Annotated in this window: 20 protein-coding genes and 3 pseudogenes; 13 read left to right on the top strand and 10 right to left on the bottom strand. The window is 51.8% G+C overall.

What is annotated here, in order from left to right:
• Window positions 1-123 precede the first annotated feature (123 nt).
• The 3 genes and pseudogenes from iscB to F1593_RS15605 all read right to left on the bottom strand — a co-directional run.
• Window positions 124-951: pseudogene (iscB, locus tag F1593_RS15615) on the bottom strand (RNA-guided endonuclease IscB); the annotation flags it as partial.
• A 227-nt stretch (window positions 952-1,178) separates the two neighbouring features.
• Complete coding sequence (locus F1593_RS15610) at window positions 1,179-2,549, bottom strand: hypothetical protein (RefSeq protein ID WP_149402490.1); 1,371 nt, start codon at window positions 2,547-2,549, stop codon at window positions 1,179-1,181.
• A 419-nt stretch (window positions 2,550-2,968) separates the two neighbouring features.
• Window positions 2,969-4,180: a lipase family protein gene (locus F1593_RS15605; RefSeq protein ID WP_149402489.1), complete on the bottom strand. Its 1,212-nt coding sequence runs from the start codon at window positions 4,178-4,180 to the stop codon at window positions 2,969-2,971.
• A gap of 338 nt (window positions 4,181-4,518) precedes the next feature.
• On the opposite strand from F1593_RS15605, the gene F1593_RS28365 reads away from it, so the two are divergent.
• From F1593_RS28365 to F1593_RS15595, 3 genes are all read left to right on the top strand, one after another.
• Window positions 4,519-4,674, top strand: coding sequence for a hypothetical protein (locus F1593_RS28365; RefSeq protein WP_172632145.1), 156 nt, complete (start codon window positions 4,519-4,521; stop codon window positions 4,672-4,674).
• Between the two features lie 21 nt (window positions 4,675-4,695).
• Window positions 4,696-5,667: a polyprenyl synthetase family protein gene (locus F1593_RS15600; protein ID WP_172632144.1), complete on the top strand. Its 972-nt coding sequence runs from the start codon at window positions 4,696-4,698 to the stop codon at window positions 5,665-5,667.
• Window positions 5,668-5,817: 150 nt separating this feature from the next.
• Window positions 5,818-8,601 carry a hypothetical protein gene (locus F1593_RS15595; protein ID WP_149402487.1) on the top strand — a complete coding sequence of 928 codons (2,784 nt, stop codon included), beginning with the start codon at window positions 5,818-5,820 and terminating at the stop codon, window positions 8,599-8,601.
• 34 nt (window positions 8,602-8,635) lie between these two features.
• Here the strand turns inward: F1593_RS15595 and F1593_RS15590 are convergent, their stop codons facing one another.
• Together F1593_RS15590 and F1593_RS15585 are read right to left on the bottom strand one after the other, a co-directional pair.
• Window positions 8,636-9,634 carry an NAD-dependent epimerase/dehydratase family protein gene (locus tag F1593_RS15590; protein ID WP_149402486.1) on the bottom strand — a complete coding sequence of 333 codons (999 nt, stop codon included), beginning with the start codon at window positions 9,632-9,634 and terminating at the stop codon, window positions 8,636-8,638.
• A 444-nt stretch (window positions 9,635-10,078) separates the two neighbouring features.
• Window positions 10,079-10,714, bottom strand: coding sequence for a TetR/AcrR family transcriptional regulator (locus F1593_RS15585; protein WP_172632143.1), 636 nt, complete (start codon window positions 10,712-10,714; stop codon window positions 10,079-10,081).
• A gap of 117 nt (window positions 10,715-10,831) precedes the next feature.
• On the opposite strand from F1593_RS15585, the gene F1593_RS15580 reads away from it, so the two are divergent.
• Both F1593_RS15580 and F1593_RS15575 read left to right on the top strand, forming a co-directional pair.
• Window positions 10,832-11,833, top strand: coding sequence for an amidohydrolase family protein (locus F1593_RS15580; RefSeq protein WP_149402484.1), 1,002 nt, complete (start codon window positions 10,832-10,834; stop codon window positions 11,831-11,833).
• Between the two features lie 139 nt (window positions 11,834-11,972).
• Window positions 11,973-12,887 carry a patatin-like phospholipase family protein gene (locus F1593_RS15575; protein WP_149402483.1) on the top strand — a complete coding sequence of 305 codons (915 nt, stop codon included), beginning with the start codon at window positions 11,973-11,975 and terminating at the stop codon, window positions 12,885-12,887.
• A gap of 587 nt (window positions 12,888-13,474) precedes the next feature.
• Here the strand turns inward: F1593_RS15575 and F1593_RS15570 are convergent.
• Window positions 13,475-14,076, bottom strand: a pseudogene (locus F1593_RS15570) (TetR/AcrR family transcriptional regulator).
• Window positions 14,077-14,231: 155 nt separating this feature from the next.
• Between F1593_RS15570 and F1593_RS15565 the strand changes: the two are divergent.
• From F1593_RS15565 to F1593_RS15550, 4 genes and pseudogenes are all read left to right on the top strand, one after another.
• Entirely contained in the window at window positions 14,232-14,960 is a 729-nt protein-coding gene (locus F1593_RS15565; RefSeq protein ID WP_149402482.1) for an SDR family oxidoreductase, read from the top strand.
• A 117-nt stretch (window positions 14,961-15,077) separates the two neighbouring features.
• Window positions 15,078-15,932, top strand: coding sequence for an SDR family NAD(P)-dependent oxidoreductase (locus F1593_RS15560; protein ID WP_149402481.1), 855 nt, complete (start codon window positions 15,078-15,080; stop codon window positions 15,930-15,932).
• Window positions 15,933-16,082: 150 nt separating this feature from the next.
• Window positions 16,083-17,280, top strand: a pseudogene (locus F1593_RS15555) (IS701 family transposase).
• Window positions 17,262-17,498, top strand: a complete 237-nt coding sequence (locus F1593_RS15550) for a hypothetical protein (RefSeq protein ID WP_149402480.1) — start codon at window positions 17,262-17,264, stop codon at window positions 17,496-17,498. Before F1593_RS15555 ends, F1593_RS15550 begins: the two are co-directional and overlap by 19 nt.
• 697 nt (window positions 17,499-18,195) lie before the next feature.
• Here F1593_RS15550 and F1593_RS15540 read toward each other — a convergent pair.
• The 3 genes from F1593_RS15540 to F1593_RS15530 all read right to left on the bottom strand — a co-directional run bounded on the left by F1593_RS15540 (window position 18,196) and on the right by F1593_RS15530 (window position 21,035).
• Window positions 18,196-19,776, bottom strand: coding sequence for an FUSC family protein (locus F1593_RS15540; RefSeq protein ID WP_149402478.1), 1,581 nt, complete (start codon window positions 19,774-19,776; stop codon window positions 18,196-18,198).
• A complete protein-coding gene (locus F1593_RS15535; RefSeq protein ID WP_149402477.1) occupies window positions 19,757-19,945 on the bottom strand; it encodes a hypothetical protein in 189 nt (62 codons plus the stop codon). Before F1593_RS15535 ends, F1593_RS15540 begins: the two co-directional genes overlap by 20 nt.
• Before the next feature lie 487 nt (window positions 19,946-20,432).
• On the bottom strand, window positions 20,433-21,035 hold the full coding sequence (locus F1593_RS15530) for a TetR/AcrR family transcriptional regulator (RefSeq protein ID WP_149402476.1): 603 nt from the start codon (window positions 21,033-21,035) through the stop codon (window positions 20,433-20,435).
• Between the two features lie 576 nt (window positions 21,036-21,611).
• On the opposite strand from F1593_RS15530, the gene F1593_RS15525 reads away from it, so the two are divergent.
• The 4 genes from F1593_RS15525 to F1593_RS15510 all read left to right on the top strand — a co-directional run bounded on the left by F1593_RS15525 (window position 21,612) and on the right by F1593_RS15510 (window position 25,492).
• Window positions 21,612-22,013 (top strand): hypothetical protein, encoded by a 402-nt coding sequence (locus F1593_RS15525; protein ID WP_149402475.1) that lies wholly within the window; start codon window positions 21,612-21,614, stop codon window positions 22,011-22,013.
• A 453-nt stretch (window positions 22,014-22,466) separates the two neighbouring features.
• Window positions 22,467-23,978 (top strand): carboxylesterase/lipase family protein, encoded by a 1,512-nt coding sequence (locus F1593_RS15520; RefSeq protein WP_149402474.1) that lies wholly within the window; start codon window positions 22,467-22,469, stop codon window positions 23,976-23,978.
• A gap of 173 nt (window positions 23,979-24,151) precedes the next feature.
• Window positions 24,152-24,670 (top strand): GNAT family N-acetyltransferase, encoded by a 519-nt coding sequence (locus F1593_RS15515; protein ID WP_149402473.1) that lies wholly within the window; start codon window positions 24,152-24,154, stop codon window positions 24,668-24,670.
• 396 nt (window positions 24,671-25,066) lie between these two features.
• Window positions 25,067-25,492 (top strand): RDD family protein, encoded by a 426-nt coding sequence (locus F1593_RS15510; RefSeq protein WP_149402472.1) that lies wholly within the window; start codon window positions 25,067-25,069, stop codon window positions 25,490-25,492.
• Window positions 25,493-25,676: 184 nt separating this feature from the next.
• On the opposite strand, the gene F1593_RS15505 is transcribed toward F1593_RS15510, so the two are convergent.
• On the bottom strand, window positions 25,677-26,105 hold the full coding sequence (locus F1593_RS15505) for a DoxX family protein (protein ID WP_172632142.1): 429 nt from the start codon (window positions 26,103-26,105) through the stop codon (window positions 25,677-25,679).
• Window positions 26,106-26,248 lie beyond the last annotated feature (143 nt).

The following is a 26,248-nucleotide window of genomic DNA, read 5'->3' as shown; positions in this document are numbered from 1 at the left end:
CTCTTTTCACCTAGAGGGATGGGAATTTCGCCCATCATCGAACTATCAGTTGTCAGCAGGGTATATATCCTGCTGCTGTTCCTCCCCCGTTTTCACGGTTTTGGATCAAACGAATCGCAGCCACCGCGTCGTGTTGACGGCGGCTGCATCCTTCAATGGGTGCTTGACCTGAGCCTGAATACGCTTGAGGACATCGGGCTTCTTCTTGAGAAACACAGCAATATCTTGCGTTCCCTTCGCACGATTGCACTTCTCACAGGCCAAACACAAATTACTGATCCGATTACTGCCACCTTTCGCGCGAGGGTGAATATGCTCGAGCTGCAATGGAACACCCTCCTTCTCACAATACGCACATTGTCGGTTCCACTTCTCCAAGAGGTGCTCCCTGATCTCGTATCCTGCCACTGTCCCCTGCTGGTAGCCCACGCCAGATATTTCAGCATTCTCCATGAGCTGCATGTCAAAGCGCACCAGTTCCATACTGATTGCGGTGATTGGACAGTATCGTGAGAAGCGGTGCACCCAGGTCAGCACATTCGAGATGCGACTCTCAAGGGAGGGTGGCAACCACCCCTTCTTCTTGTTTTTCCGATTGCTCCAGCGGGGTTGGCGATATCTGGTTTTTCTGGCCCGACGGGAACGACGAACGGCACGACGGCTATCCAGGCGCTCTTTGATCTGATGTCCCCGATGAGCCAACTCGGCGGCAAAGACCACTTCGCCTGTGGCGTCGTTGACAATGGCGATCCCTGTCGTACGAGAACCAGGATCGAGCTTGATGCGCAATGGTTGTACCACCGGCTGCGCAATCTCGATTTTCAAGATAATGGTGAATGGAAATCGCTTCCAGATGGCGGCTCTCCCCTGTTTGAGTAATCGACGTGCATAGCCTGGATGCACCGGATCTAATGGGTTTCCAGACGTATCTACGATGAATACTTTGCTCAAAATGAGCCTCCTATCGCTAGGGTGATGTTGGCCTCGACAAGGTTCTGGGAAGGTTTGACATTCCAAGCACTGGCTTTACCCCTCAGCCTATTTAACCTGTAATCGTAGAGCAACACGCTGGCCTCGCACGCATTGGTACCTATTTCTTCCCGAACGTCGTTTCTCTTTCAAAACTGAGTCTGCTCATGAGGGCTTACACAAAGGAAACCTTTCTGCAAGCCCCGGTTTTAAAACCGGGGTTCATGACGTTCAACACACACATCTACCTCCACTCCCAGCGTTTGAAACAGGAGCCGCATAGCCGTCTCATCACAGATCCATCCCTGCGCTTTCGCCTGCGTGAGCGCCGTCACCAGGGATTGGGTGGCGCTGGCAATAATTTGATGGTCCGTGACATCAATCTCTGGAAAATCCACCTGATAGCTGGTATCCAGAGAGCGACCGAGTGTCCCGGCCCGCTGTGCTTCCATGATGACACGATCCAGAATGGTACGCAGAATAGTTTTCATGACATTCTGACGTCGTTGGAAGCGTAACAGTGCTGGCAGTCCCATTTCTGCGGCGGTCGCACGATTCCCCTGCGAAGAATCGCTCAGATAGTGTTCCGGCAGGCCCGCGCCAACCGCAATCATCAGCTTCAGCGCCCGCCCATCCTCGCTGGCATCATTGGCATTGATCGCCGGTTGCACCGCCGTCCACTTCTCCGCCTCGTTATGTAGAAGCACGCTGCCAGGTTCAGGCGGATAGCTATATTCCATACGCTTGCGGTCGATGGTCTTCTTATCTGCTCCGGTCAGTTGGACATCCCACAAAAAGGCAGCTTTATATTTATTTATGCGCACACGATCCGTAAGCCAGTCCTTATAACGGCGCAGCCAGGGCAGCAGCGTCGCCAGATCCGAACGGCCACGCTTGGCATTCGATACCTTATTGATCGCAAACTGCATCACCTCAGAGCCAGCGGTAAACCACACCCCATCCATATTCAATGGCTCAGCCAGCAGTTGAGGATCAGAGAGAATGGTTGCCGTATCAGCCACCTGTCCAACCGGACGGCGATGAAAACGCAAGGGAGTTTCGACATCCTCAGGATCGGTCTCAATCACATCGATCAGCGAGGGATCAATCATGCGGATCTTCACCGATCCGTCATAGGCATTCACAAAGAAGCGTACAAATATCTCGCCATAGAGCGCTAATTCCTGACAGAGCGTGTAGACCCGTTCATCCATACGATTGGCGGGATCATCCCAGAAGCTGCGCAGGAGACGCTGCACCTTCTTATTGCTGGCCTCAACGATCACACCGCGCCCCAGCACAAAGCTCAATGTCATTTCGATAATCGCCGCCGCCAGCGGATTCGCATGCCAGGCCTCATAGCATTGATAATGCAAATCCAGATAGGTCGCAGGCATCACATCCTTGAGGGACAAATCATCGCTGAGGCGCCGCCAATAGTAATCCTCCTCCGTCAGCGTGGACATATCCACAGGTAAACACTCCTGGGACAGCTCCAGCGCACAATCCTGCTCCAGAATGCGCTGCTCTGACCGCGTGGGGATGACCGGCGCGCTCGTCCTGGTACCTCGTCTCCTCATCTTTCCACCTCTCTTCTACCACTGCACTCAATCCAATTGTGGATACGTCTACCAACCACACATACAACACCACTCCTCTTATCAGGGGATCAAGAAGACTGCCAGCAATCTTCGAAGCGCTATCAAACGCCCTGCTCCAATGTCGCTTTCGTTCCCGCAACACTGGAAAACTTGTTCTGTGAGAACTATACATTTAAAGCTTGCAATTGTCAAGATAAATGCATCCACACGGGCAAAAACACCTATTTATACCTATATATAGGACAGAATTGTCCTGCGCACTACTGCATCCAATCCACAGCAAAAATGGCACTGGAGACTGGATGCAGGCGCGTGGAGAATCCATAATCATCGTCATGGATGGTCAGATTGCTGATGGGCATGTCGCCCATCCATGAGCGAAGCCTGACAACAACGGGCTACCAGGAAGAACTTTCAATGGCATACCACATTTCCAGTAATCCATGGGGATAGCCAGTGAGCTGATAGGACCAACCGGAGCCCTGGGGGAACTCAAACCAGAATGCACAGGTCCCATTGAAGGATTGAGCTGTGTCGCAATGGCTGGCACCGCCATCCAGCGCGCTGGATACATCATGAATCGCCCCACCATGGTTATAACAGGTTCCTCTCGTCAAGCCATCGTACCAGACCTTATGATTGGCATCCATCATCAAAGCACTCCCGCCGATCAACAGATCACAAGCACTGCCAATAAGCGTCCAATCCGTGTTCCCGCCGCTATCGGGATGTCGCGCATTGCGGGCAAGATCCTCAAGCAGAGCGCTCCCCAACCGCATCTCCTGGCCCTGCAGACAATTACCGCATGCCAGATTGGCCCCAAAAACGCCTCCCTGGGGGGTGTCAAAGGTAATCGCGTCAGTAACATGTCCAATCGTCGCCGGGAACGAGACAGTATGTAATTCCACCAGTTCCATCGCCCGCCGAATAATCAAACCGCCCATGCTATGTCCCACCAGCACTTCATCCCAATGATTTTGTCCAAAATTATAGTAAAGATACCAGGCAAGCAAACAACTAAGATGATCAATATTTTCATTATTCGTGCCTGCGTTCGCGCTTGAAAAACCAGCACAGCGAGCTTGATAGAGTGAGTCCTGAAGATTCGCAGAATAGCTATCCTGTGCATTGCCATTTTCGGCGCACGCTGAACCATCACGATTGACCTCATTACGATAATAGCTCACTTGCCGCACATCGCCCGACCAGCGCGACGCCAGAAAGAGACGCGCATCGCTCCAATACGTTCCACAATCGGACATCGAGGCGCTACCATTGCTGGCAGACCCAAAGAGACTATCACCTCCATTCAGACCATGCACCAGCACAATGCTCGTTCCCCGGTACAGCACATGGGGGAGCAAGGGCCACGCTTTCGCCTGTTCATGGGTCAGCTTTGGCCCAACAGCACGCTTCGCAATGGGTGTGGACGTGGGTGTAGATGTAGGGGTAGGGGTAGGAATTACCTGAAGTGGGGCCTGAGCATGTAAAGAAGCAGAAGCAGAAGCAGGCCACAAAACCATTCCAGATACAATCAATATCGCACAACCATAAAAAATATACTTTAAGAGTGGAAAACGACGATTAAGCATAAAAAAACGGCGCAACATCTTTCAACGATCCTTTTCTCTAGCGCTGCACTCTCTCCCTGCTCTCTTCCACAGCAATAAGCTCGGCGCGCTTGCCAACCAGTACGAGGGATAGTGCGCATACAGTCAATGTCCAAGAAAACGGTCATTGTTCAGATTTTCGGAGAAGAAGAAGGATGGATGGGAAAAAAGCCTTGTATATCGATGCATTTATACTTTATAATTGACTTAACACTGGAGAAAAGATCATAAAGATACTTCCATCCAGAAGACAAAGGTATTGAGTCTGTCAATTATCAGCATGGCCTCTCTATAAAAAGAGAGGTAAACACTGAATCTTCACAAGGAGAAAGAAAGATATGCAATCAACACTTGCTACATCCGCTGCTTTAAGCGATGAAATGTTGAACGATTATACATCCACCTGCGCCAATATTGACGCCATGGCTGCAAATGAGACATCAGACACATCAGACGATACCGAAGAAGTCCCCTCCGCAGCATTCTGGGTCTAACGTATGAGCAGTGAAGGGACGATGCGTTCTCACATTTCGCCCTTCCAGGAGGTGCAGACTTTCTTGCGCCAGGAGTTCAGAAATGTCCTCCCTCATATTTTTGCCACAGAGAGGGAGCAGCGAGCAATTGAAATAGCGCTTTCTGCTCCTGGAAAACTCTTCTATGAACAGTCAGACAAAAATGTCTCGGGCATCTGGTCACTCCTGCCCTACCTGCTGGCCTGTGATTTAAGCGCATTAGCTCCCCTGGCGACAGTGACGATGGTGTATGCTCGTATGGCCCTGGCCGTCGAGAGTCTACTGTGTGCCCTGGATATTATGGATGATATCGAGGATGGGGATGAGTCTGAGATTATACAACTGTTTGGACGCCAGGGGGCCCTGGATATTGCGCTCAGGCTCCAGATGGTGGTCTGTCCCGCGCTCTTGCACTCGCTGCAAGAACTTTTTGTCCCTGAAAGCATGATTTTTCGTTTACAGCAACAAGTCAGCATGAGCGTCCTGAGTGCGGCTGGCGGACAACATCTCGACCTCCTTTCTGAACGTCAGACATTCACCGAAACCAGTGAGTCCTTCTATATCCAGATGGTCGCTGCAAAATCGGGGGCGTTAGCCTCATGTGCCTGCTCCCTGGCAGCACTGAGTAGCGGTATAGAGCAGGAAGAACAGCTTCAGTTGGTGGCAAGATTGGGAACATTGCTTGGTATCTGGCAGCAGATCCGCAATGACAGCAGAGATTACCAACAACCAGCGCAAAAGAGCGATATTCTGCGTGGCAAAAAGACATTACCAGTCATTATTGCCCATCAGCTGACCTCCTCAGATCTCCCGGCGGCAGAATTGACGCAACATGTCCTCCGGCGTTGCCAGACACGTGAGCATTACTTCCAGCAGCAGGTCTACACCAGCATCCAAAACATTGAAGATAGCACTGGCAAACAGTTCTCATCTGCTCTCAGGCTCCTGCTGGGGGTGCCTCTGAAGAATAATTGATCCATCAGCAATATCCATTAGTCATACACGCCTTTTTTCAATAGTCCTCCATGTTCTATAATTAGAAAAACAGAAGAGCGATATATCTACCCTTTCGCTTGAGCATCTCAATGCCGCTCGTGCAAGCACAAGGCAGAAAGAAGTAAAAACGTGCAAGCCAGTTTTACCCGAGATCGACAGAGAAAGAAAACATCCCCCCAACAGATACGGCGCTGGATCTTCGTTGGTATTGCGAGCATAGTCATTGTCGCCATTATTATTGCCAATAGTATCACCTACTTTACCGACAGCAGGGGCAACACCTCACTAATCAGTCCTTTATTGTTCATTTTTGCCTCTATTATATCAATTATGTTCCTCATCCTGGGATCATTAACATGGCTCTACACATCGCACAAACAAAAGAAAATTACTTTTTACTTTTTTTGCGTATGCTACTCAATTTCACTGACTTTTGCGGCTGAGGCAGCTGCTACTAATAATAGCAATATCTTTTTTTCAGATATTACATCATTTGGCAGTTGCAGTTCAATTGCCGCTCTCGTCATTTTCTTCTACCATTTCCCTGACCTCACACTGCCAGCACAAAGTGCTGTCAGGCAGCGCCAGCGCATTCCCTGGCGCGGAATTATCCTTTTTTGCTCCCATATCGTCGGCACAGCCACCATCTTCACTTCACTGGCTTTTAGCCTGACCGGGCAAACGTATGAAATACTCCGTTCTACTATTATTGTCAATGTCACTATTATGACCATGAATATTGTGCTGCGTATCAGCCATAGCTGGTTCTATTGCATGCAGCACGAACTGCGGCAACAATTGCAGCAGCTACGCTGGATTGCCAGCGGCTTTATCCTCGGATCTTCCCTGTTCTGGATTTTCACGCTCCTTCCCCAGCTTGTGCCGATGCCTTACGCCCCACTTCCTGGAGAACTTACGACCTTACCAATCATTATCTTCTTGTTCACGCTCGGTGTCGCGGTGCTCCGCTACCAGTTACTGATCTTCACCATTTATATCCGTAAAAGCTTGATCTTTGCGGTGCGTGCGCTGGGCTATATGGCGGTGATCTATTGCTGTCTCCTGATCAGTAGCAATAGTGTGCAGAAGAATGACCCACATGTGCTGCTTAAGTATGGCCTGGTGCTCTCAATAACCCTGGTCTGTAGCCTGGCAATCTGGCGGCTGGCGGAGCCCTGTGTGGATTTCTTCTTCTTCCGTGAACGCCGACGCTATCGCCAGATCTTTGATCAATCCTTGTATAGCTCACAGATCAGCGTCGATGATATTGCACGCATTATGACAACCATGGCGGTCGAGGCGTTTGAGATACCACAGGTCTGCCTCTATCTGCTGGAGGAGACCCGGTCCGTCTATCGTTTAACCCCGGACCTCCTGGATGAGAAGCGCGCCTTTAATCGTGAGCAACTCGCGCAGCTACTCATGCAACGGCTGGGATCAATAGAAGCCGCCAGTACAGCCACTACCGGCCAGGAAATTGATATTGCGCATCCTATTTTCAAACAACTGGCGGTCGCGATACGCCCCTTGCTTTTACAGGAAATCACCACCGATTCAGCCAACCGCCCGGCCGGTATTAGCCGTTATATCACGCCAGATGGAGATCGAGAAGGCGATCACATTTTACTGGCGCCGATCTTTATTCAGAAACGGCTGGTTGGGATTCTGGTGTTGGGGGAACGCGATGGCGAGCGCTCTTATGCCAGTGAAGATTTTGATATTATCGCACTCCTGCTCAAGCGCATTTCCCCCTTGCTTGAGACGGCCTTGCTCACCGCACGTGCCAATCAACAGAAAGCCCTGCTCAATAATCTCTATAGTGCCAGCTCAGCCTCCGGCAAGAGCTATACTGTCAGTACCATTGAGCAGACTGCGCGCCGCTATGCGCAGTCGGTCGCCGCAGCGATTGCGGGTCGCGCAGAAGTCTGGCTCCCTCAGGATCAGGGCTATCACTGTTTTGTCAGCGAGGGTCATGCGCCACGCCTGATCGAAACAATGGAAATGCCCCCACTACAAGCAGAGGATTGGCAGACCTATTTCTTTGAGGCTGGCTCTGACGTTACACACCTTCCTTCTTTTTTCATCTTCCCACCCGAAACGTCCTTCGCCTGGCTACCATTACACTATGGCGCGCAACGCGCTGGTATCCTGTTGCTCACCTACATCCAGCCTCATTCCTTCGTGCCGGAGGAACGCCATGCCTTACAGATGTTTGCCCGCTCACTGCAAGCTGCACTCGATAATGTGCGCATGGTCAATGATTTACAGCAAGCCTATAAGAAACAACAGGAATTGGACCATCTGAAGGATCGCTTCATTGATACGGTAACCCAACAACTGCGTATTCCATTGAAGAGACTGGATGAATATGTGGAAACAATTGAACACTACCATACCACACTCCCGGCCGCCGAGCGTGGCAAGTTGATTCGACAGGCCTATAAAACCAGTGGTGATCTCTCGATCATGCTGGATACCCTCTTCAACGTTTCCCAACCACGCCAGGAAATTGCGTTACGTACCGTGGCACTCTCCACCTTTGTTGATACTATTATCAGCTCTTTGCATACCACACAGCATAAAGTTTCCCATGAAATTCCAGAGCACATGCAAGTCTCGACGGATGTTTTCCTGCTGCGGCAAATCTGTACCTCGATCCTGAAACGCATCACCAGCCAGCAGGAATATACCGTCTGCCTGCGCGCCTCACATTCATTTACACATGTCTTTATCCATATTGACTGCTCGGGCGCGCAAGAAAAAAGTGCTCCCCGCCTGACTTTCTCCCAATCTTTGATTAAGAGCTTGCTGCAAGAAATTGACGGCTCGCTGGAAATTACACCGCAAGCGGAGTACGAACGCATCACGATTGGGCTTCCGATGGCGCAAGAAGCGCCACTCAAAACCTCCTGACAATGACCTGCAGCAAGCGTAGAGATAGCCTGAACTACTGGGCGCTACGTGCGTGCCATTCTTGCAAGAGAGCTGCCTCTTTTTCTGGTGTCAGCGTCTTATTTTTCACAGGAAAAGCTGGATTGGCCGTATCCCAGGCCAGGGTGTCGAGCAGCGTTTGAGCCAGGGGACGAAAGGTCAGACCGGCGGCAATAGCTTTTTGGCTACTGGCCGCGTTCAGGCTGTTGCCCCATTCTCTCAAGGTCCAGAGTGGCAATTCGGTCCATGGCTGGATGCCTTTTTCAGTCAAAAACTCCTCGCTGACCCAGGTATAGTGGGTGTCGGAACCGATGATGGATGCGGCAGCCTGGAGAAAATACTCCAGCGTCAGATGCTCGGCTGGCCCGTCAGCATTATAAATCCCGGTCTGACCGCGTTCCAGCAGCGCAATGATCCAGGCCGCCGTATCACGTACATCAATAAAGCCAATCAATTGATCCTTATGATCCGGTGCCAGCACCTCTCCACCACGCGCTAACCGGCGGGGCCAGTAGGTAAAACGCCCAGAAGAATCAGCTGGACCGACCAGCAAGCCAGGGCGAATGATCAGGGTACGACCAGGAAAGGCACGCTCAACCGCCTGCTCGCAGAGCACTTTAAAGGCTCCATAGGTCTCTGGCGTGAACTCCTCCTGCGCCCCCTCCGGCAATACTGCCAGGGGAGAATCCTCATCCAACACCTCCGCGTTTTCCTCCGCATAGGCATTCAGGGAAGAGATAAAGACATAGTTCCCAACCAGTGGGGCCAGCTCCGCCGCGTTCGCACCTACGATGCGTGGATAATAGCCGCAGACATCAACCACAGCATCCCAATGCCGTCCCTTAAGCAATCCCAGATCGTGCTCCCGATCACCCAGCACATGCTCAATCTCCGGGAAAAGCTCAGGATTTGTACGACCGCGATGAAAGAGTGTGACCTGGTGACCAGCCTGCAACGCCGCATCGACCACATGACGGCTCAAAAAGCCAGTTCCACCCAATACTAATAACTGCATAACATATCGCTCCTTCAATTTATACTCACAACAAAAATGCTTTACTTGCATCATACAGGCTGTGAGCGCAGAAAGAAAGGGAATATCTATGCTATCAGCATAGCCATAGAGTATCAACTTCAGAACAGACAACAAAGCATCCGAGTAGAGCATTTTAGCAATGCTTTACTCGGATGCTTGCTCAGCTTGAGTTTGTCCATTTTTTCAGACAGTGTTTGATTCCCATGCTCTTCATAATCTCTGTGCATGAGTTTTCGTACCGATGGTGCTCAAAACAGTTTTAGTGTGTGGTGCAGGAAAGGTTCTGTATAGCACCTTTCCTGCACCACACACTAAAAAGGGCGCAGGCGCGCCTGCGCCTGCCAGCAGGTCAAAAAGAAGTGATGACCCTCTTCGCAGCCTGCTTCTTCTGATGATTTTACGGACGACGTACCTCATGTCTGATCATTGCATTTCTTTGTTCTTTACTCCATAGAAAAGCAACATAACAATCCTCTCAGGCAGCTGATCATCTAATGGCTGACCTGTTGCATTCGCGCGAACCATGATGGGCCCAATCGCAGCTTCCATCAGGAATTGCGCATCGGCTTCCTCGGGAAGTTCACCACGGTCTTTGGCTCGCCGGATGATTGTGTCGGCCCTGCTGAATTCGATCCTCCAATAGGCTCGACGCACCTCTTCCAGTTCCGGTTGTGTATGGTGGGCCACGATAATCTGGTCAATGGCTTTTCCTATGGGAGTCTGGATGCGCGTGATAATCCCACGGAGCACCTCCAGCACGTCGGTTTGCAAGGTTCCGGTATCTGGCGTGGGCGTCTCGGAGGCGCTGTAGTCTTGCAGCGCCTCTGCCACGAGGGCCGCTTTGGTTCCCCACCGACGAAACAACGTGACTTCGTTGACGCCAGCCACAGATGCAATCTCTTTCGTCGTCATCGCCTCATAGCCGCGCTGGCTCAACAGATCAAGCGTGGCCGCGAGCACTGCCGCTCGCACGCCATTCCCTCGTTTCCCGAGAGTTGCCCCGGAACGAGGGGATGGGAGCTTTTCTCTGGCTGATGATTCATCTCTTCTTTTTTTCATCTCCATAAGTATGCCATAAGTTCTTTAAGGAAGCAAGTGTCACTTGCATTCTTGCAGAGTATCTGCTACACTCTGAAAGCAAGTGACACTTGCTTTCATCAAGGAAGGAAAAAATAGATGAAGATCATTACGCTGGAAGAGCATTTTGAAATAGCTGAAATCAAAAAAGCGGTGGCCAGGTTTCTTCCTGCTTCCCGTGAACAATTCTATCAACCACCCACCAGGCAACTTGAAGATCTAGGGGGTCATCGTCTGGCGGAGATGGATGCCATGGGCATCGATGTCCAGGTCCTCTCTCATACCTCGGCGGGTCTTTCGCTGATCCCTGCAGCAGAGGCGATCGCGTTGGCGCGAGCCATCAATGATCAACTCGCGGAGACCGTTCAGAACCATCCCGATCGTTTCGTCGGCTTTGCGACCTTGCCCACATCTGATCCAGAGGCAGCGGCTCACGAATTGGAACGCTCGGTCACTGTCCTTGGTTTCAAAGGAGCAATGATTCATGGACAAACCAATAATCGCTTTCTGGATGATCCTTCGTTTCGACCCATTCTCGAAACGGCTGCTGCGCTCGACGTTCCTCTCTATTTACATCCCGCCCCTCCATCGCACGTCATACAGGATGCCTATTATGCGGGCTTTGATCCTGCTGTCAGCGCAAGCTTTGCCACTTTCGGATGGGGATGGCACCTGGACACAGGCATTCACGCGCTGCGCATGATTCTGGGTGGGGTTTTCGACCGCTATCCCAACTTACAAGTGCTGCTCGGTCACTGGGGAGAAATGATACCCTTCTACCTGGCTCGCTTTGCCGAAGCACTAACCCCGGCAGCCAGCCAGTTACAGCGGCCTGTGGCGGACTACTTCGTTCAGCAGATGTATATCACTCCCAGCGGGATGTTTACGCTCCCCTCATTCTTGCTGGCCATGCAGGTAGTGGGAGCTGAGCGCATTCTGTATTCCGTTGATTATCCCTTTCACTTTCAGGAGGGAGGACAAGCCAGAGCATTTCTAGAGAATGCCCCAATTAGTCCTGCTGACAAAGAAAAAATCGCCCACAGCAACGCCGAAAGGCTGCTCAAACTTTCTTCGCTGTATCATAGTGATGTCAAAAAATGACATCATTACTTCGTCTTGCCTCTCTTTCCAAGAGAGCTCTTAGAGGAGATTTTTCTATGCGTATCTTTGTTACTGGGGCTACCGGACATGTGCTTATTGTTGGCCTTGATGAGGGCCGCTACTTCGAAGGGAAAGTGTTATGAAACAGCAGCAACATCTGATAGAAACGATCGGCAATTCACAGGTCGAGCGTGCTCTCGTTCTCAGCGGCGGCGGTCCGGTCGGATACGCCTGGATGGCGGGTCTGGTCGCGGGTCTGGTCGCTCATGATGTTGACCTTGGCCGTGCCGAGCTCATCGTTGGAACCTCCGCAGGTTCTATTGTCGGTGCCCAACTTGCTCTCGGCATGGATGTCGCGGCCCTCGTGGCCGAAACGAACCGGCAATCCGAGCTAAACATCTACTCGTCCGCTGGCCCCGGACTCGGAAACCAGCTCGTCGAATGGATCAACTCCGCCCACGCCGCGAACCCCGACGAGGCGCGAGCAGCAATCGGCCGCAAAGCATTGGCGGCAGCGACCATCGGTGAAGACGCCTTCGTGGCAATGTCAGGGTTCTCCGTGCTCGCAGGACGGGAATGGCCACCAACGTTTCGCGCCACAGCGGTCAGCACAACCACTGGTCAACCGGTCGTATGGTCCAAGGACTCCAACGTTGACCTCGCAAGGGCGCTCGCAGCGAGTTCCTCCGTCCCAGGAGTCACTCCACCAGTGACGCTGAACGGAGACCGCTACATGGACGGGGGCGTGCGCAGTTCGCTGAACGCAGACCTGGCTGCCGGAGCTCGTTCCGTTCTTGTGGTGTCGTGCGTCTCCCTCACTCCACCCGATGGCGTCAACGCGAACCTGCGGCAGAGGTATGAAGATTTCTCTCAAGAGCTTGACACCATTAGAGCGGCTGGCGGATCACTGGAAATCATTGAGCCAGGACTGGAATTCTTACGTCTCAGCGGCAACAGCAGCCGTCTTATGGACATCAACTTGATGGCCGAGGCGGTTCAGATCGGACGGCGACAGGCGATGATTGAATCCGTTCGACTCGGAGCTTGGGCCTAAATGGGAGAAGCTAGCAGAGAAAACCCAGATACGATTTTTGATCTGTCAGGTCCATAGCATGTAGCTGGCATCTCAGGCCCATTCGTGCTGTTTGACTCAATTCTTGAGTGGCGGCCGAATTTCCCTGGACTGATTGTGGATCTGAAGGAGTGCTATAGGGGTCACTAGATCACAGCGAGCGAAACATACTTTAAAGTCTTGTACTTTTTTCTTGTTACTACATTTGCTGTGGAAATCGAGAAAAGAAGCAACTGAGCCTGCCAGAGAAGACTTTCCAATGCCACGACGAGCACATCAGATGAAAAATCTTGAGAAGACCCTTCAGAGACTACTGTATGTTTCGCCCGCTGTGAGCGCGTGATCCCAACATTATATCGCTATGTGCGAGAAATGAAGCAGAAACATTCAGAACTGTAAATGAAACGCACGTTTTCGGCTTAGCGGGAAACATCCTGGCTCATTTTCGCTGCGAGAAGGCTTTCCTACAGTTGTAGATATTGTTGAGAACTAAAACCTCTCCTCTGATTGGTGCCTTTTTGGCAAAGATGCAAACGGAGGCAAACGTTTCTCATCGGCAAAGACGAACGTTACACCTCTGATCGCAAGCGGAGAATCAGCTTGACAATTTCTCTGGCGAACGCCTCATCCAATGGTGCAGGATACAAGAGAAAGCGGTACCATTTCGCTCCATAAATCAAGTCCGCCAGGACCTCCAGATTGGTATCAGGAGCCAGTTCCCCTCGTTGTACCACGCAAGCAAGAGCGCAACCAGTTCTTGCTTGCGTGGTACAATGAACGTCTGTTGAAATTCCCGCGCAAAGTCCGGGTCCAGCTGCGCTTCCGCAGCCAGCCCGCTCAACACCGTTCCTGATTTTCCCCGCAAGCCGGGAAACGAAAGCTCAAAGTAGGCAGTCAAATCCCCCGCCAGAGAACCTGTGTCGGAAAAAGGCACCTGCACCTCGGCATTCGAGGTCAGCGCTTCAAGTACCACGGCTGCTTTGGAAGACCACCAGCGATAAATGGTCTTTTTCCCCACCCCGGCTCGCGCCGCAATCCCTTCAATCGTCAGGGCACGATACCCCACCTGCTCCAGTTCCTCCCTGGCCGCTTGCAAAATTGCCTGGTGAGACTGGTCGCTGCGCCGGCGACCTGGTGCGCCAGGCTCCTGCTTTTTCTCCTGTTCAGTCATCTCCGTCTCTCTCTTTTCAACTGCGATAAAGGCCCTTGACATATACGATCCGGATCGTATATATTTATATCTGTCAGATATGACACGCCACGTATCGATTAGTATACCAGAAGCTGGTGAAAGAAACCAGCCATCATAAGAGAGAGAGGAAATAGATGAATCTTACCAATCAGCGCGTCGTGATTATCGGCGGATCTTCCGGTATTGGGCTGGCCACCGCTCGCGTGCTGGCCGAAGCCGGGGCGAACGTCGTGATAGCCGGGCGGTCGCCGGAGAAAGTGCAACAAGCCCTGGCAACCCTGGAAGGAGCGGTCACCGGCGAGGTAGTTGACGTGACCTCGCGCGAGGAGGCCCAGACCTTCTTTCGTCGCATTGGTCCCTTCGATCACCTCGTCCTGACACTCGCAAGTAACAAAGGGGCAGGCGAGTTCCGCACGCTTGATTTTGACATGCTTCACCAGGTCTTCGAGGCCAAGTTCTGGCCGCACCTGAATGCGGCACAGACCAGCCTCGATTTCATACGCAAGGATGGTTCCCTGACCATCGTGAGCGCGGTGACGGCCCACGTCGCTTTCGCTGGAGCCTCCGGATTTGCCGCAGTCAACGGGGCGCTGGAAGCGATGATTCCGACGCTGGCGCTGGAATTGCAGCCTCTGCGGGTCAATGCCGTTGCTCCAGGAGGAATCGATACGCCGTTTTGGGGTGACCTGCCAGATGACATGCGTGAGGCCCTCTTCGCGCAAAGCGCAGCCGTCACGCCAGCCAAGCGTATGGGACGCGCGGAGGATGTAGCCAGGGTTATTACGATGCTGATCGACAATGATTTTATGACCAGTACGATCATTGATTGTGACGGAGGCGCACGGATCAGATCGTCCTGGTAAATGTGAAAGGAAAGTCAGGTAAAGATGTTGAAATGACATGCAGTCGAGTATCCGCTCCCTCGCGTTTCCGCTCAAATCTTTACCTGACCACCTTTCTGCCTGAAAAGAGAAGAAAGTATGAAACCAATTGCTCAACAAGTCATTCTCGTGACCGGATCAACCGATGGACTCGGAAAACAGACCGCGCTTGCCCTGGCCAGGCAGGGTGCAACAGTACTGCTTCATGGGCGGAATCAGCAACGATTGGAGAAAACACAGCGAGAAATTCAAAACGCGACGGGAAACGCGCACCTGGAAACCTACCTGGCTGATCTGGCTGATCTTTCAGAGGTCCGCAGTCTGGCTGAGCATGTGCAAACCCAACATCCTCAGCTTGACATGCTCATTAATAACGCCGGTGTGGGGAGTGGAAAACTTCTCGGAGGCAGGCGCGAACTCAGTCGAGATGGGTATGAGCTTCGTTTTGCAGTGAACTATCTCGCGCCTTTCCTACTCACACATCTGTTGTTACCCAGTCTGCGTGTAAGCCCGCCATCTCGCATTATCCACGTGGGGTCAGTCGGGCAACTTCCGCTTGATTTTGACAATCTCATGCTGGAGCGCCGCTACAATGGCTATGATGCCTATCGCCGTAGTAAGCTCGCGCTGGTGATGTTTACCCTTGATCTGGCAGACCTGTTGAAAGGCGAACAGGTTACTGTCAACTGTGTGCATCCTGCCTCGCTGATGAACACTAAAATGGTGCGCGAAACGATCCCTTTTACTCAGACCACGGTCGAAGAAGGTCTTCGTTCCGTGATGTACCTGGCAACATCGCCGACGTTAGACAATGTGACAGGGAAATACTTTGATCAGTTGCAGGAGGCACGCGCGCATCCTCAAGCGTATGACACGGCTGCACGCCGCCGACTCCGACAGATCAGTGAACAACTGACCGGGTTGGGAAGTGCGCTCGCCTCGCAAGAGGATTAAATCCATTTCCCAACATCAGCAGTGGAGGTGTGCGAGCAAATGCGAGCCGGGTGATCCATTCACCCCCGGGAGAGACAGATCTTCTCTCCCGATATTCGCGTCTCTGTTTGTGCGCCTTATCTGTCGTCTGGCAACAAAGGAGAACCATCTATGTCCCTTTTTGCTCCTACAACTCATCCCCTTTCAACGGCGGAAGAAGTGTGGAAAACGGCCTTCAATGAGCTGAGCCAACGAATCAGGCAGCGTTTCGTACGGCCAGAGCCTTATCACCAAGCGCTTGCCTATGTGCGGGGATTAATGAGTCCAGTAGAACGAAAAAACGGGTGGCAAGTGGCTGAAGAGGTAGGAGAAGCTACGCCGTATGCCATGCAACATCTGTTAGACCGCGCCAGGTGGGATTGCGACGGGGTGCGAGATGCAGTGTGTATGTACGTCTGGGAAACGCTTGCGGAACCCAATGCTGTGTTGGTAATTGATGAGACAGGCTTTCTCAAAAAAGGACGCAAATCGGTGGGGGTTCAACGACAGTACAGTAGCACGGCCGGGCGCATCGAAAACTGTCAGATAGGCGTTTTCCTCTCCTACGCCAGTTCGCGCGGACACACATTGCTAGATCGTGAATTGTATGTGCCCAAAAGTTGGACCGACGACGAGGAGCGCTGCCGAGAAGCTCATGTGCCAGCAGAGGTGACCTTCGCCACCAAACCAGAATTGGCGAGGCGTATGCTGCAACGAACCTTGGATGCCGGCCTTCCTGTCGCATGGGTGACCGGGGATACGGTGTATGGGAGCGCACAACTGCTGCGAGCCGATCTGGAGGCCCGTAAACAAACGTATGCACTGGCTGTGGCCTGCAAAGAGCACGTGGAGGTGCAGGGAACTCGCAGGCGAGTGGATCAGGTAGCGCGTGACTTGGCAACGGAGGACTGGCGGGAGCTGAGTGCAGGCATGGGGAGCAAAGGACCTCGCCTCTTCGCGTGGGCGCGCATCGAACTCGCGGCACCAGAGACGAGCGGGTGGCAGCGTTGGCTGCTGGTGCGACAAAGCCAGAACGAAGGCGTCAAACCTGCGGAGATGGCTTATGTGCTGGTCTTTGCTCCCACTGGCACCTCTTTGGAGAAGATGGTGGAGGCTTTCGGCGCGCGCTGGACAGTGGAGCAGTGTTTTGAGAAAGGTAGCAGAAGTAGGTTTGGATGAGTATGAAGTCCGTTCCTGGCACGGTTGGTACCGGCACGTAACTCTTTCAATGCTGGCCATAGCCTTTTTAGCGGCTTTGCGCGCCAATGAGGAAGAAGACACGCTTAAAAAAAGTCTGAGCAGATGCCTCAGATGCCAGAGCCAGCAGTAACCGATCCTGTTCAAGCTCACGAGTCTTCTGATCTCCCCGTCATGGTTCCCCTGAGCGTTGCCGAAATCCGGCGGCTTTTCTTTCGTCTCGGACGCTTTCCATCTCACTCTTTTGCCTATCACCTGGCCTGGTCTTTCTGGCGACGTGCGCACCAAGCTCTCGCGCGGCTCTGTCATTACAAACGCCGAAGCACTCTCACGAGCCATCTACAACTGTAGGCTTAGCGGGAAAAAGGGTTGGCAGGCTTGACCCATGCTAGACGCTCGGTGTCTGCTTCTTCTGATGATTTTTACGGACCAGGAAGCCGTTGGAGCGATTCTTCGCATCACTAGAGGCAATCTACGGCTGATCGATCGTCTCATGATGCAAGTTGAACATATTTTAGCTGCCAACACTATGACTGTTGTGACACAGGAAGTGGTGGAAACAGCCCCTGAGAATCTCATCATCGGGCCAAGTTGAGCGAGCAGTTCTGATGAGGTGTCTCAAAAGCGTTCGTTTCTTGCGACGTGCTTGGTGAAGAAGGCGGGAGCGCAAGATCAAGAAGGAGTTTTTCACGCATTTTTTAGAGACCATAAACAAGTGCTACTCTCTTAGCCTTGCCTCAATGGGAGAGTATCAGGAATCAGGGAATGGCACAACTCTCTCTGTTCCCATTGAGAGAAGACCCTCAAAGAGAAACAGAGAAGAGGAAGAGCAAGCGGAGCGTATTATAGTGTCGTCATCAGTGGTGCATGTGTGAGGTGGGTGCTGACTTTCCACAACTTTCGAGCTATCCCCTCATCATAGGATTCTTTGGATGATTGTTTCTCCATTTTGTCAAAGAAGTATTTGCCAGTCATCCCTTCGATAAGTGGAGCCGAGGTCGCAACCCAACCCTCTGCACCCCGCGCATGAGAATTAGAAAATCCTGAGCTATACCCGGACCAGTTTGTTGAGTGGATCGTCAGCGGCACGCGGTACGCCGAGATTATCACAGGTAAGGCGGACAACCGCTTGATCAATCTGACGCAAGGCATGAATAGCCTGCAGAAGTTGTTGATTTGAGCGATCCGTGCTATGCAATACTGTATCTTCAAACGTCTCAAGCTGGCGCTCAACGCTCTCGATGGAGGCAGGACGATGATTATCCAGGGTGGCCTTGAGCTCATCGATATTGGTGCTGATCTGCTCTACCAGTTGCGCGAGGGTTGTCAGCATGGCAGGATTTAAGCTCATGGTATTGATCTGATTCACCGCGCGCACCAGACTTCGGGCATGATGTTCACAGCTCATAAATACCAGAATGCTACGCTGGATGTCATGAGAACCACCGGCCAGCAAGCCACTCGTCAGAGGCAAAGCACGCTGCCGCAACAATTGCAGTTGCGGCTTTAATCCCTGGACTTGCGCGATCAGAGAGGACGCTGGCATAGGCTCATGCACAAGATGCGCGGTGGCACTGCCCACAATCTGCTCCAGATCCGTCAAAAACTGCTGCATGCCCGCACGCACGGTCCGTCCTGTATAAACGGGGAGAATGAAGAGTGCCGCCAGCGAGCCAATCAACACGCCTAATACCGTCTCTTCCAGCCGCAGCGTAAGCAACTGGATACTGAACTCGCCCAGCATGCCATAGAGCAAGGAGAGCAGGGTTGTGATGAAGATCACCATGATACTGTAGTTGACCGGCGCCCAGTACATCATCATGAAGAGACACACAATCATCAGGATGATTGAGATAATGGGATTGCCGCCCACCAGCGTGGCGACCAGTGTGCCGACGATAATACCCAGCAGGGCGCCAAAGGCTCGCTGAATGCCCTTGTTTAAGGACTCTATGCGCGAGTTTGTACCCGAAATCGCCACATACGCGGCCATAACCGCCCAGTACAAACGATGTGTGGACAACAGGTTTCCGATAAAAGCAGCCATACTGGCTGCGATCAGTACCTGCAAAGCTTGCTTCGCGGGCGGACTGATGCGCTCCCAGAAGGGCAGACGCTGCTGCGGCCGCTCATCACGCATCGACGCCCTTCCCGCCAGGACTGGTTGACGATTGGATAATGGAGCAGGTGCCCAATCAGGATTTGAAATGGGTAGTGAGACATTAGAAATCTCTGCCTGTGTGCGGAGCCTGAGCAAGGCCGAAGCCAGCTTTGTGGCGGCATCCACCGTGCTCTGCAACGACGCGAGAGGGTGATCTTTGCGCAAGGCGCTACGCAGGGTTTCCAATGCGCCCAGCAGCATAACGCAACTCAGCGGGGTCATCTCATCATAGGTGCTTGCCATACCAGCACTCACCAGCTCTTCAGCCGCGATCTCAATATCAAACAGGTCGCGCTTAAACTTCTCGTGATTGATGCGATCAGGGAGGGCCTGGGATTCCAGGAGATCAAGCTGGCGCTGAATCATAAGCTCAGTATCGTCCAGCCAGATGACGCGCGTACGCAACTTTCGTAATAAACGGGCATCAACAGTATTTTGGTGCAATGCCTCACTTAAGACATCGATCACATCCTAGGGAGAGCTTCAAAGCCATTCCCAGCGCAACCAGCACCAGCACACTCAGCATGATGGCGATGAATGATTTGATTCCGTTATACAGGCGCAACTTTGCCGGATCGGTAAATGTTGTCAGACACCAATCACCTATGCGCTCCCAGAAAGTTCCACTTCGTATCATACACAATCCTCCCTGACGAACAGCTGATCATTCCAATCATACCTGAACATTGCAGAAACAAGCCGAAATAAAAACATAGGCACATTTTTCCCTTCAAAGATGCTCTATAGAGCAATAACCAGAAAGCGTCTGAATAGAGATATTTATAGCAACTACTAGAGGAGATGCTACAGAGAGGTTGATCAAACCATATCTATATTTTCGTGCAGAAGAAGTTGATGCGTACGCAAGAAAAGGGCATCACAAAATCCTACCAGATGGTAGCGCTTTCAAGGATGCAGAATAGCTGACGACTACACGAAATGGTCACTCAACAGGTGAGTTGGAAGCAGCATCAACATTGACGGGCGGTGGTGTTATCGCTTGAAGATCTTAAGCGAGCCTGCCAGCCAACCAGGGCTTTCCAATTCTCATCCGTGAAGACGATACGGCTTTTTGATCTAAGCTATTTTACTGATCTAAGATCAGTAACACCGAAAAACGCGGGCTATTGGAGCCAGCTCTGGAAGAGTTCATCCAGGGTGCGCGTCATGATCAGGCGGGCACGCAATTCCCCGGAGGTGATATGGCCTTCCATGGTCAGGATGATCAAGCCATGCAACAGCCCCCAGAACGCATCGATGGCATCATCGGGCTGACGGACGATCTCTGGCTTGAGCTGTGGACAGGCCAGGAGGGTTTCTCGCACCAGGAGCATGGTCTGACGCGCGGCTTCAGGTAAGGCTCTGCGCGTAAAATGCACACCTGCCAGGCCATGCATGACCTGATAGAGCTCAGGACAGGTAAAAGCAAAACTCCAATAGGCCTGAGACATCACCTGCAACTGCTCCACTGGTAGCCGACGCTGCTTTCTGGCCTCACGGAGCGCAGACAAGATCTGCTCAGACCCTTGCTCGCTGAGAGCAGCTAAGATCGCCTCTTTATTCGCAAAATACTCGTAAATAGTAGGCTGGCTGTATTCGATACGCTCCGCGACTTTACGCGTTGTCACCGCCTGCCATCCTTCTTCAAGTGCGATCCGCCGTGCCGCCAGCAGAATATTCTGTTTCATCTCTGTTTGTTCGCGAGCTCGACGCCGTCTGGTACTCATCTCGAATCTTTCTTAGCTAGCTTTCTGATCAGCTATCGGTAGTATACGAGACGGTGTACAATATGTCAAGCAAAAGAATACTTCATCCTGCTCTATACTATAAATAGCAATATTTTATGTTTTTGATTTCTTATGCATAGCAGAAAAGAAGCAAGCGCTAAAAAGGGGGAAGCGACGTATCCTTTGGAGTGGACTGATCCTTATTCTCTATAGAAGTTAGATGATAGATGATGGGTAAAGATATTTACTATCCATAGGACTTTTCGCCCTCTCTCAACGGCCAGACGGCTCGATTTCACCCTCCTTTTCGTCCCGATTTCTTCCCTCTCTCACCCCAAATATCTAGTAATAAACGATGTAAACGGTGCAGCTTACCACCTCAGAGGAGCAGCATTATGCACCGCTACCTGTAATCACCGCGAACACCGCTCAACCCAAAACAGTCCAAATTACTGCTTGGGTGTCTGTGTACACTGTAAATGTAACTCACGACATAAGCATTGTGAGTCTACACACGGACGATAGGATGCAGTAGAAAAACTATTGCAGTTCAAGTGTTATCAGGAGAGAAAAAAAATGACAAACAAACGAACTGGCCTCAGCAAAGGCAAAAAACTGCTTGGTACAGCGGCACTCGTCCTCGGTATGGCTGGAGTTTTCGCACCCCAGGCCGCTCACGCCGCTACAAGCAACAGCCATGCCTATGCGGCACCTGCCACAGCCGCACCACGTCAGATCTTCTGTGAGTATCCTTCCTATCCAGTCTTTGTCGATGGAAGCTATGTCTGCTCCGGCGGCTATGGTGGATCATATGGCGGATATCCATACCCGTTCCCGCATCCATACCCATTCCCGTTCCCGCATCCATATCCATTCCCGTTCCCGCATCCATACCCATTCCCGTTCCCGCATCCATACCCATTCCCGTTCCCGCATCCATATCCACCATATCCATTCTCACATCCATTTGTGCGCTAGCACACGATAATTTCCACTTCGCGATCCATAGGAAGCATGTGGATAGTCGGGGGTTATGCCCCGACTATCCACCTTTTATTCTTTTCCGCTGCGAACCGATTGATCATCATAATAGCCCCAAAAGATAATCAGGCTGCACAAAAGAGCATTGGCAGGCTCTGTATTTTTGCCTGGTTGTTGGACAAGAGCGCAACTCCCATGTATTATTGATATATTGATGAGTATTTTGTGAACATTCAGGGCGTTGGGAATCACTATCGGGATTCTGTGGCTCACCCACAGGTAGGCGCTGACGCGCCCACGCCTTTTTTAGTATGTTGTGCAGAATAGGTGCTTCGCACCTATTCTGCACAACATACTAAAAACTCTTTTGAGCACCATCGGTGCGAAAACTCACGCACAGAGAGCATGAAGAGCATGGGAATTAAACGCTAGCTATGAGGGGGTAATTGGATGGAGACGGTCATTGTGGAGACGACCCGGGGCAAGATTCAGGGTGAACAGGCGGGGCGGATTCAAATCTTTAAGGGTATTCCTTTTGCGCAGCCGCCGGTGGGCACACAACGCTTTCGCGCTCCTCAGGCACCTGCATCCTGGAGCGGCGTGCGCCCTGCCCTGACATTTGGGCCCAGTCCTATCCAGGAGGATAATCCTTCCCTCCCACGGGGTCCACGCTCTGAGGATTGCTTGTATCTGAATGTGTGGACACCACGAGCGGATGCAGCCAGGCGGGCGGTGATGGTCTATGTCTATGGCGGCTCTTTTGTGATGGGCTCAGGATCACAGTCACTCTACAATGGAAGCGCCTTTGCGACCCATGGGGATATTGTGGTGGTAACGCTCAATTATCGTCTGGGCGCACTGGGCTTCCTGTATCTGGGACAACTCCTGGGCGCGGATTTCACAACCTCTGGCAATAATGGCTTGCTTGATATTATCGCCGCCCTGCGCTGGGTGCGTGAGAATATCGCAGCCTTTGGGGGAGATCCCGAGCAGGTGACTCTGATGGGCGAGTCGGCGGGGGCGATGAGTATCGCGACCTTACTGACGATGCCTGAGGCGCAGGGATTATTTGCCCGCGCTACGATGCAGAGTGGGGCCAGCCAGACGACGCGGGACATGCGGAGCGCGACGCTGGTAACCCGACGCCTGTTACGCCACGCACGCCTGCAACCCCAGGATGCGCATCGCCTGTTGACCTTACCTACTGAAGAGATCAGTGCCGCCCAGAACAGAATGATTGCTGGCGTGGGCGCACAGCGCGATTTTGGTCCTGTTGTTGATGGTCAGTCCTTACCCTTTTATCCCCTGGATGCTGTCAAACAGGGATACGCCGCCTATATTCCTATATTGATCGGCACCAATCATGACGAGTCAAATCTATTTGCCACCACCGGCTCGCAACAGGAATTACCGGATGAAACCCTGCTCTATCGGGTCTTTGGCACAAACGCACTTGCCATCCAGACCGCCTATGCGCGAGCGCGCCTGGAAAGCGCAACGCCCAAAGCAGCCTGGGAAAAGACCCTCACCGCCTACCGTTATCACATCCCCTCCCTTCAGCTCGCGCAGGCCCAGGCCGCGCAAGGCTCCCCGGTCTGGATGTACCGCTTCGACTGGAACAAAAATCCCTTTGGAGCCTTCCACGCCCTTGAACTTGCCTTCGTCTGGAAAACGATCCGCGATAATCCCGACAACATGCGCGACCTGCGCCAGAGCTTCCCTCAACTGCAAAGCGTCACGCTAGAAGAAGAGGATGTCCATCTGGCCGATCAAATGCACAACGCCTGGAGCGCATTTGTCCGCACGGGTAATCCCGGCATATCCACGCTGCCCGCCTGGCCCCGCTATGACGGCATCCAACGCTACACCATGCTCTTCAATACCCCCTGCGAGGTGCAGGCACTCCCAGAATGCCAGCCCGAAGCTGGCTTTGAATCTAGAGGCTTCTCCTGGAACGCATGAAAAGCGCCCAACAGCGGAAGTGGACAACAGGAGATGTTGACAGGCATACGCTGAACTTCTCACGACCAGGATTTGTCAGCGGCTTCTGAACGGCATATAATGAATAGATAGTAGTGGCAGCCCTGATAATAAATCGGTGTTGATTTTTGGCGATTTAGAGTGAGGATATTGAATTGAATATTTTAGAGACTGAGCATTTGCTTTTCCGACCGTTGACGCTTTCCGATCTGGATGATATGACCGCTCTCTATGCGGACCCGGAGGTGATGCGCTACCTGGGTGGCCCACGTAATCGCGCTGAAGTTGAGCGCGTTTTGAATGGCTATATTCGCGAATATCAGATCTATGGGCACTCGTTTTTTGCTACGATTCTGAAAAGCGATCAGAGCTTCATCGGGCATTGTGGCCTCCTTAATCAAGAGGTTGAGGGGCAACAGGAGGTTGAACTGGCCTATATGCTGGCTCGCCCATACTGGCAGAATAGCCTGGCACTTGAGGGTACACAGGCTCTGCGTGACTATGGACTGCAACAATTAGGCTTCCCGCAACTGATTTCGTTGATTCCAGCCGAAAATAGCGTGTCAATCCATATTGCGGAAAAGATTGGCATGCACTATGTGCGTGATGTCGATCAATGGGGACAACGTTTCCGCCTGTATGCCATCAAGCGCCCCGAGCGTCAGGATGCCTGAACAGCGCTCTACTATACACCCCGACCACCTCTGTTCAAAGGCGGATGGGATTGAGATTCGTGCCTGTCACGGGCTCAATCTCACCACTCCGCCGCTTAAACAACGAGCGTCATTGTAGTTTGACGCATATCTTCGCCACTTAGGCCGCCAATTTGTCATAAAGAGGGAAGGTGGCGAGAATCACGAACCATCAATTTAAAACACCATCAATCAGTATAATATGGTATGAATAAAATACCATTCTATTATATTTTATATAATTTCATTCATTTTATCCTTATTTATCTATCTTTTATAGTAAAACTGTTATTGACTTTCTATATTTATATGTTTTAATATTTAAAAGCTACCTGTATATACACAGGTAAGTACATCGAGAATAAGAGGGATTATCATATGGATTATCAGGATTATTCCCAAACTGCTCTAGAAGCCAAAGGAACCGGTGTGGGAAGACGGTTTGTAGCCATACTCATTGACAGTATCGTCTTCGGAATCATTTATGCCATCATCAATGTGCTACTGGGGTCTAAGCAACTTGCGCTTACAGGTGGTATTGGAGGGATTATTTACTTCCTGTACTTCATCATTCTAGAGGCAACAACTGGTGCAACGCTCGGTAAAATGGCACTTGGTCTCCGCGTGGTAAAGCTTGATGGCACACCTATTCGTTGGCCCGACTCGTTGATTCGCAATATTCTACGCATCATCGATGTTCTTCCTACCGCCTATCTCGTTGGAGCCATTCTGATCTGGTCAACATCTCGCAACCAGAGACTGGGTGATCTCGCAGCACGTACCCTCGTCGTCAAAAAGAGCTAACGCCTCACGTACATAAACAGAAAAGAAACGTGTTCATATTGTGCTCAAACATGAGGCAAGGTTATGTGTCAATTTTGGCTATTATATGGGCCAAATGACAGTCATGACGAAAATGTAGGTGTGTGCTGAGGTCGCGACCTCAGCACACACCTACTATTCCGTCATTCGTGTTTTCCCCGCATCTTCAGGCCAGCAGCGTTTCGCGCTCTCCTTCTAACAGGGGATTGGGCTGTAGCCGGTGCGCCAGGGACAATGGACCGGGGCCGCTGAGAATCAGGGAGAGCAATCCTGCAATCACGACCAGTTCTAAATCAGAGCCACCCAGCAGGCCAGCGGCTAATGTAGCTGTCAGGATTCCTACAATCATTTCTATTATCAACAGGACAGAGAAGATGCGTGTCAGCAGGCCAATGACGAGGCAGAGGCCACCAATGACCTCCAGGAGCCCTATCACAGGGGCCGCCAGACCCGGAAAAGGTATCCCAAGATGTCCAAAAACACTGACTGCCTGACCAGGCTGAATAAATTTCATTATCCCATGGAAGATGAAAATAATCCCGACGATAATACGGATCGGCAAGGGTGCAAAAGGCACCCACGATGAAAATCTCACAACTCTTATCCTTTCTTCCTCTAGCAAATCCACTCGGATGTGGCTCTAACAAAGTGTCAGCCCCCCAATACCAGCGGGATCTTGCTGCTCCCTGGCTGGCAGGCGCCTGCGCGCCTGCGCCCTTTTTATTGTGTGGTGTTGGA

The organism is Dictyobacter arantiisoli, from assembly GCF_008326305.1.
GTDB lineage: Bacteria > Chloroflexota > Ktedonobacteria > Ktedonobacterales > Ktedonobacteraceae > Dictyobacter > Dictyobacter arantiisoli.
Note: the sequence above shows the minus strand (reverse complement) of the source record. Positions and strands in the feature narration are given on the sequence as shown.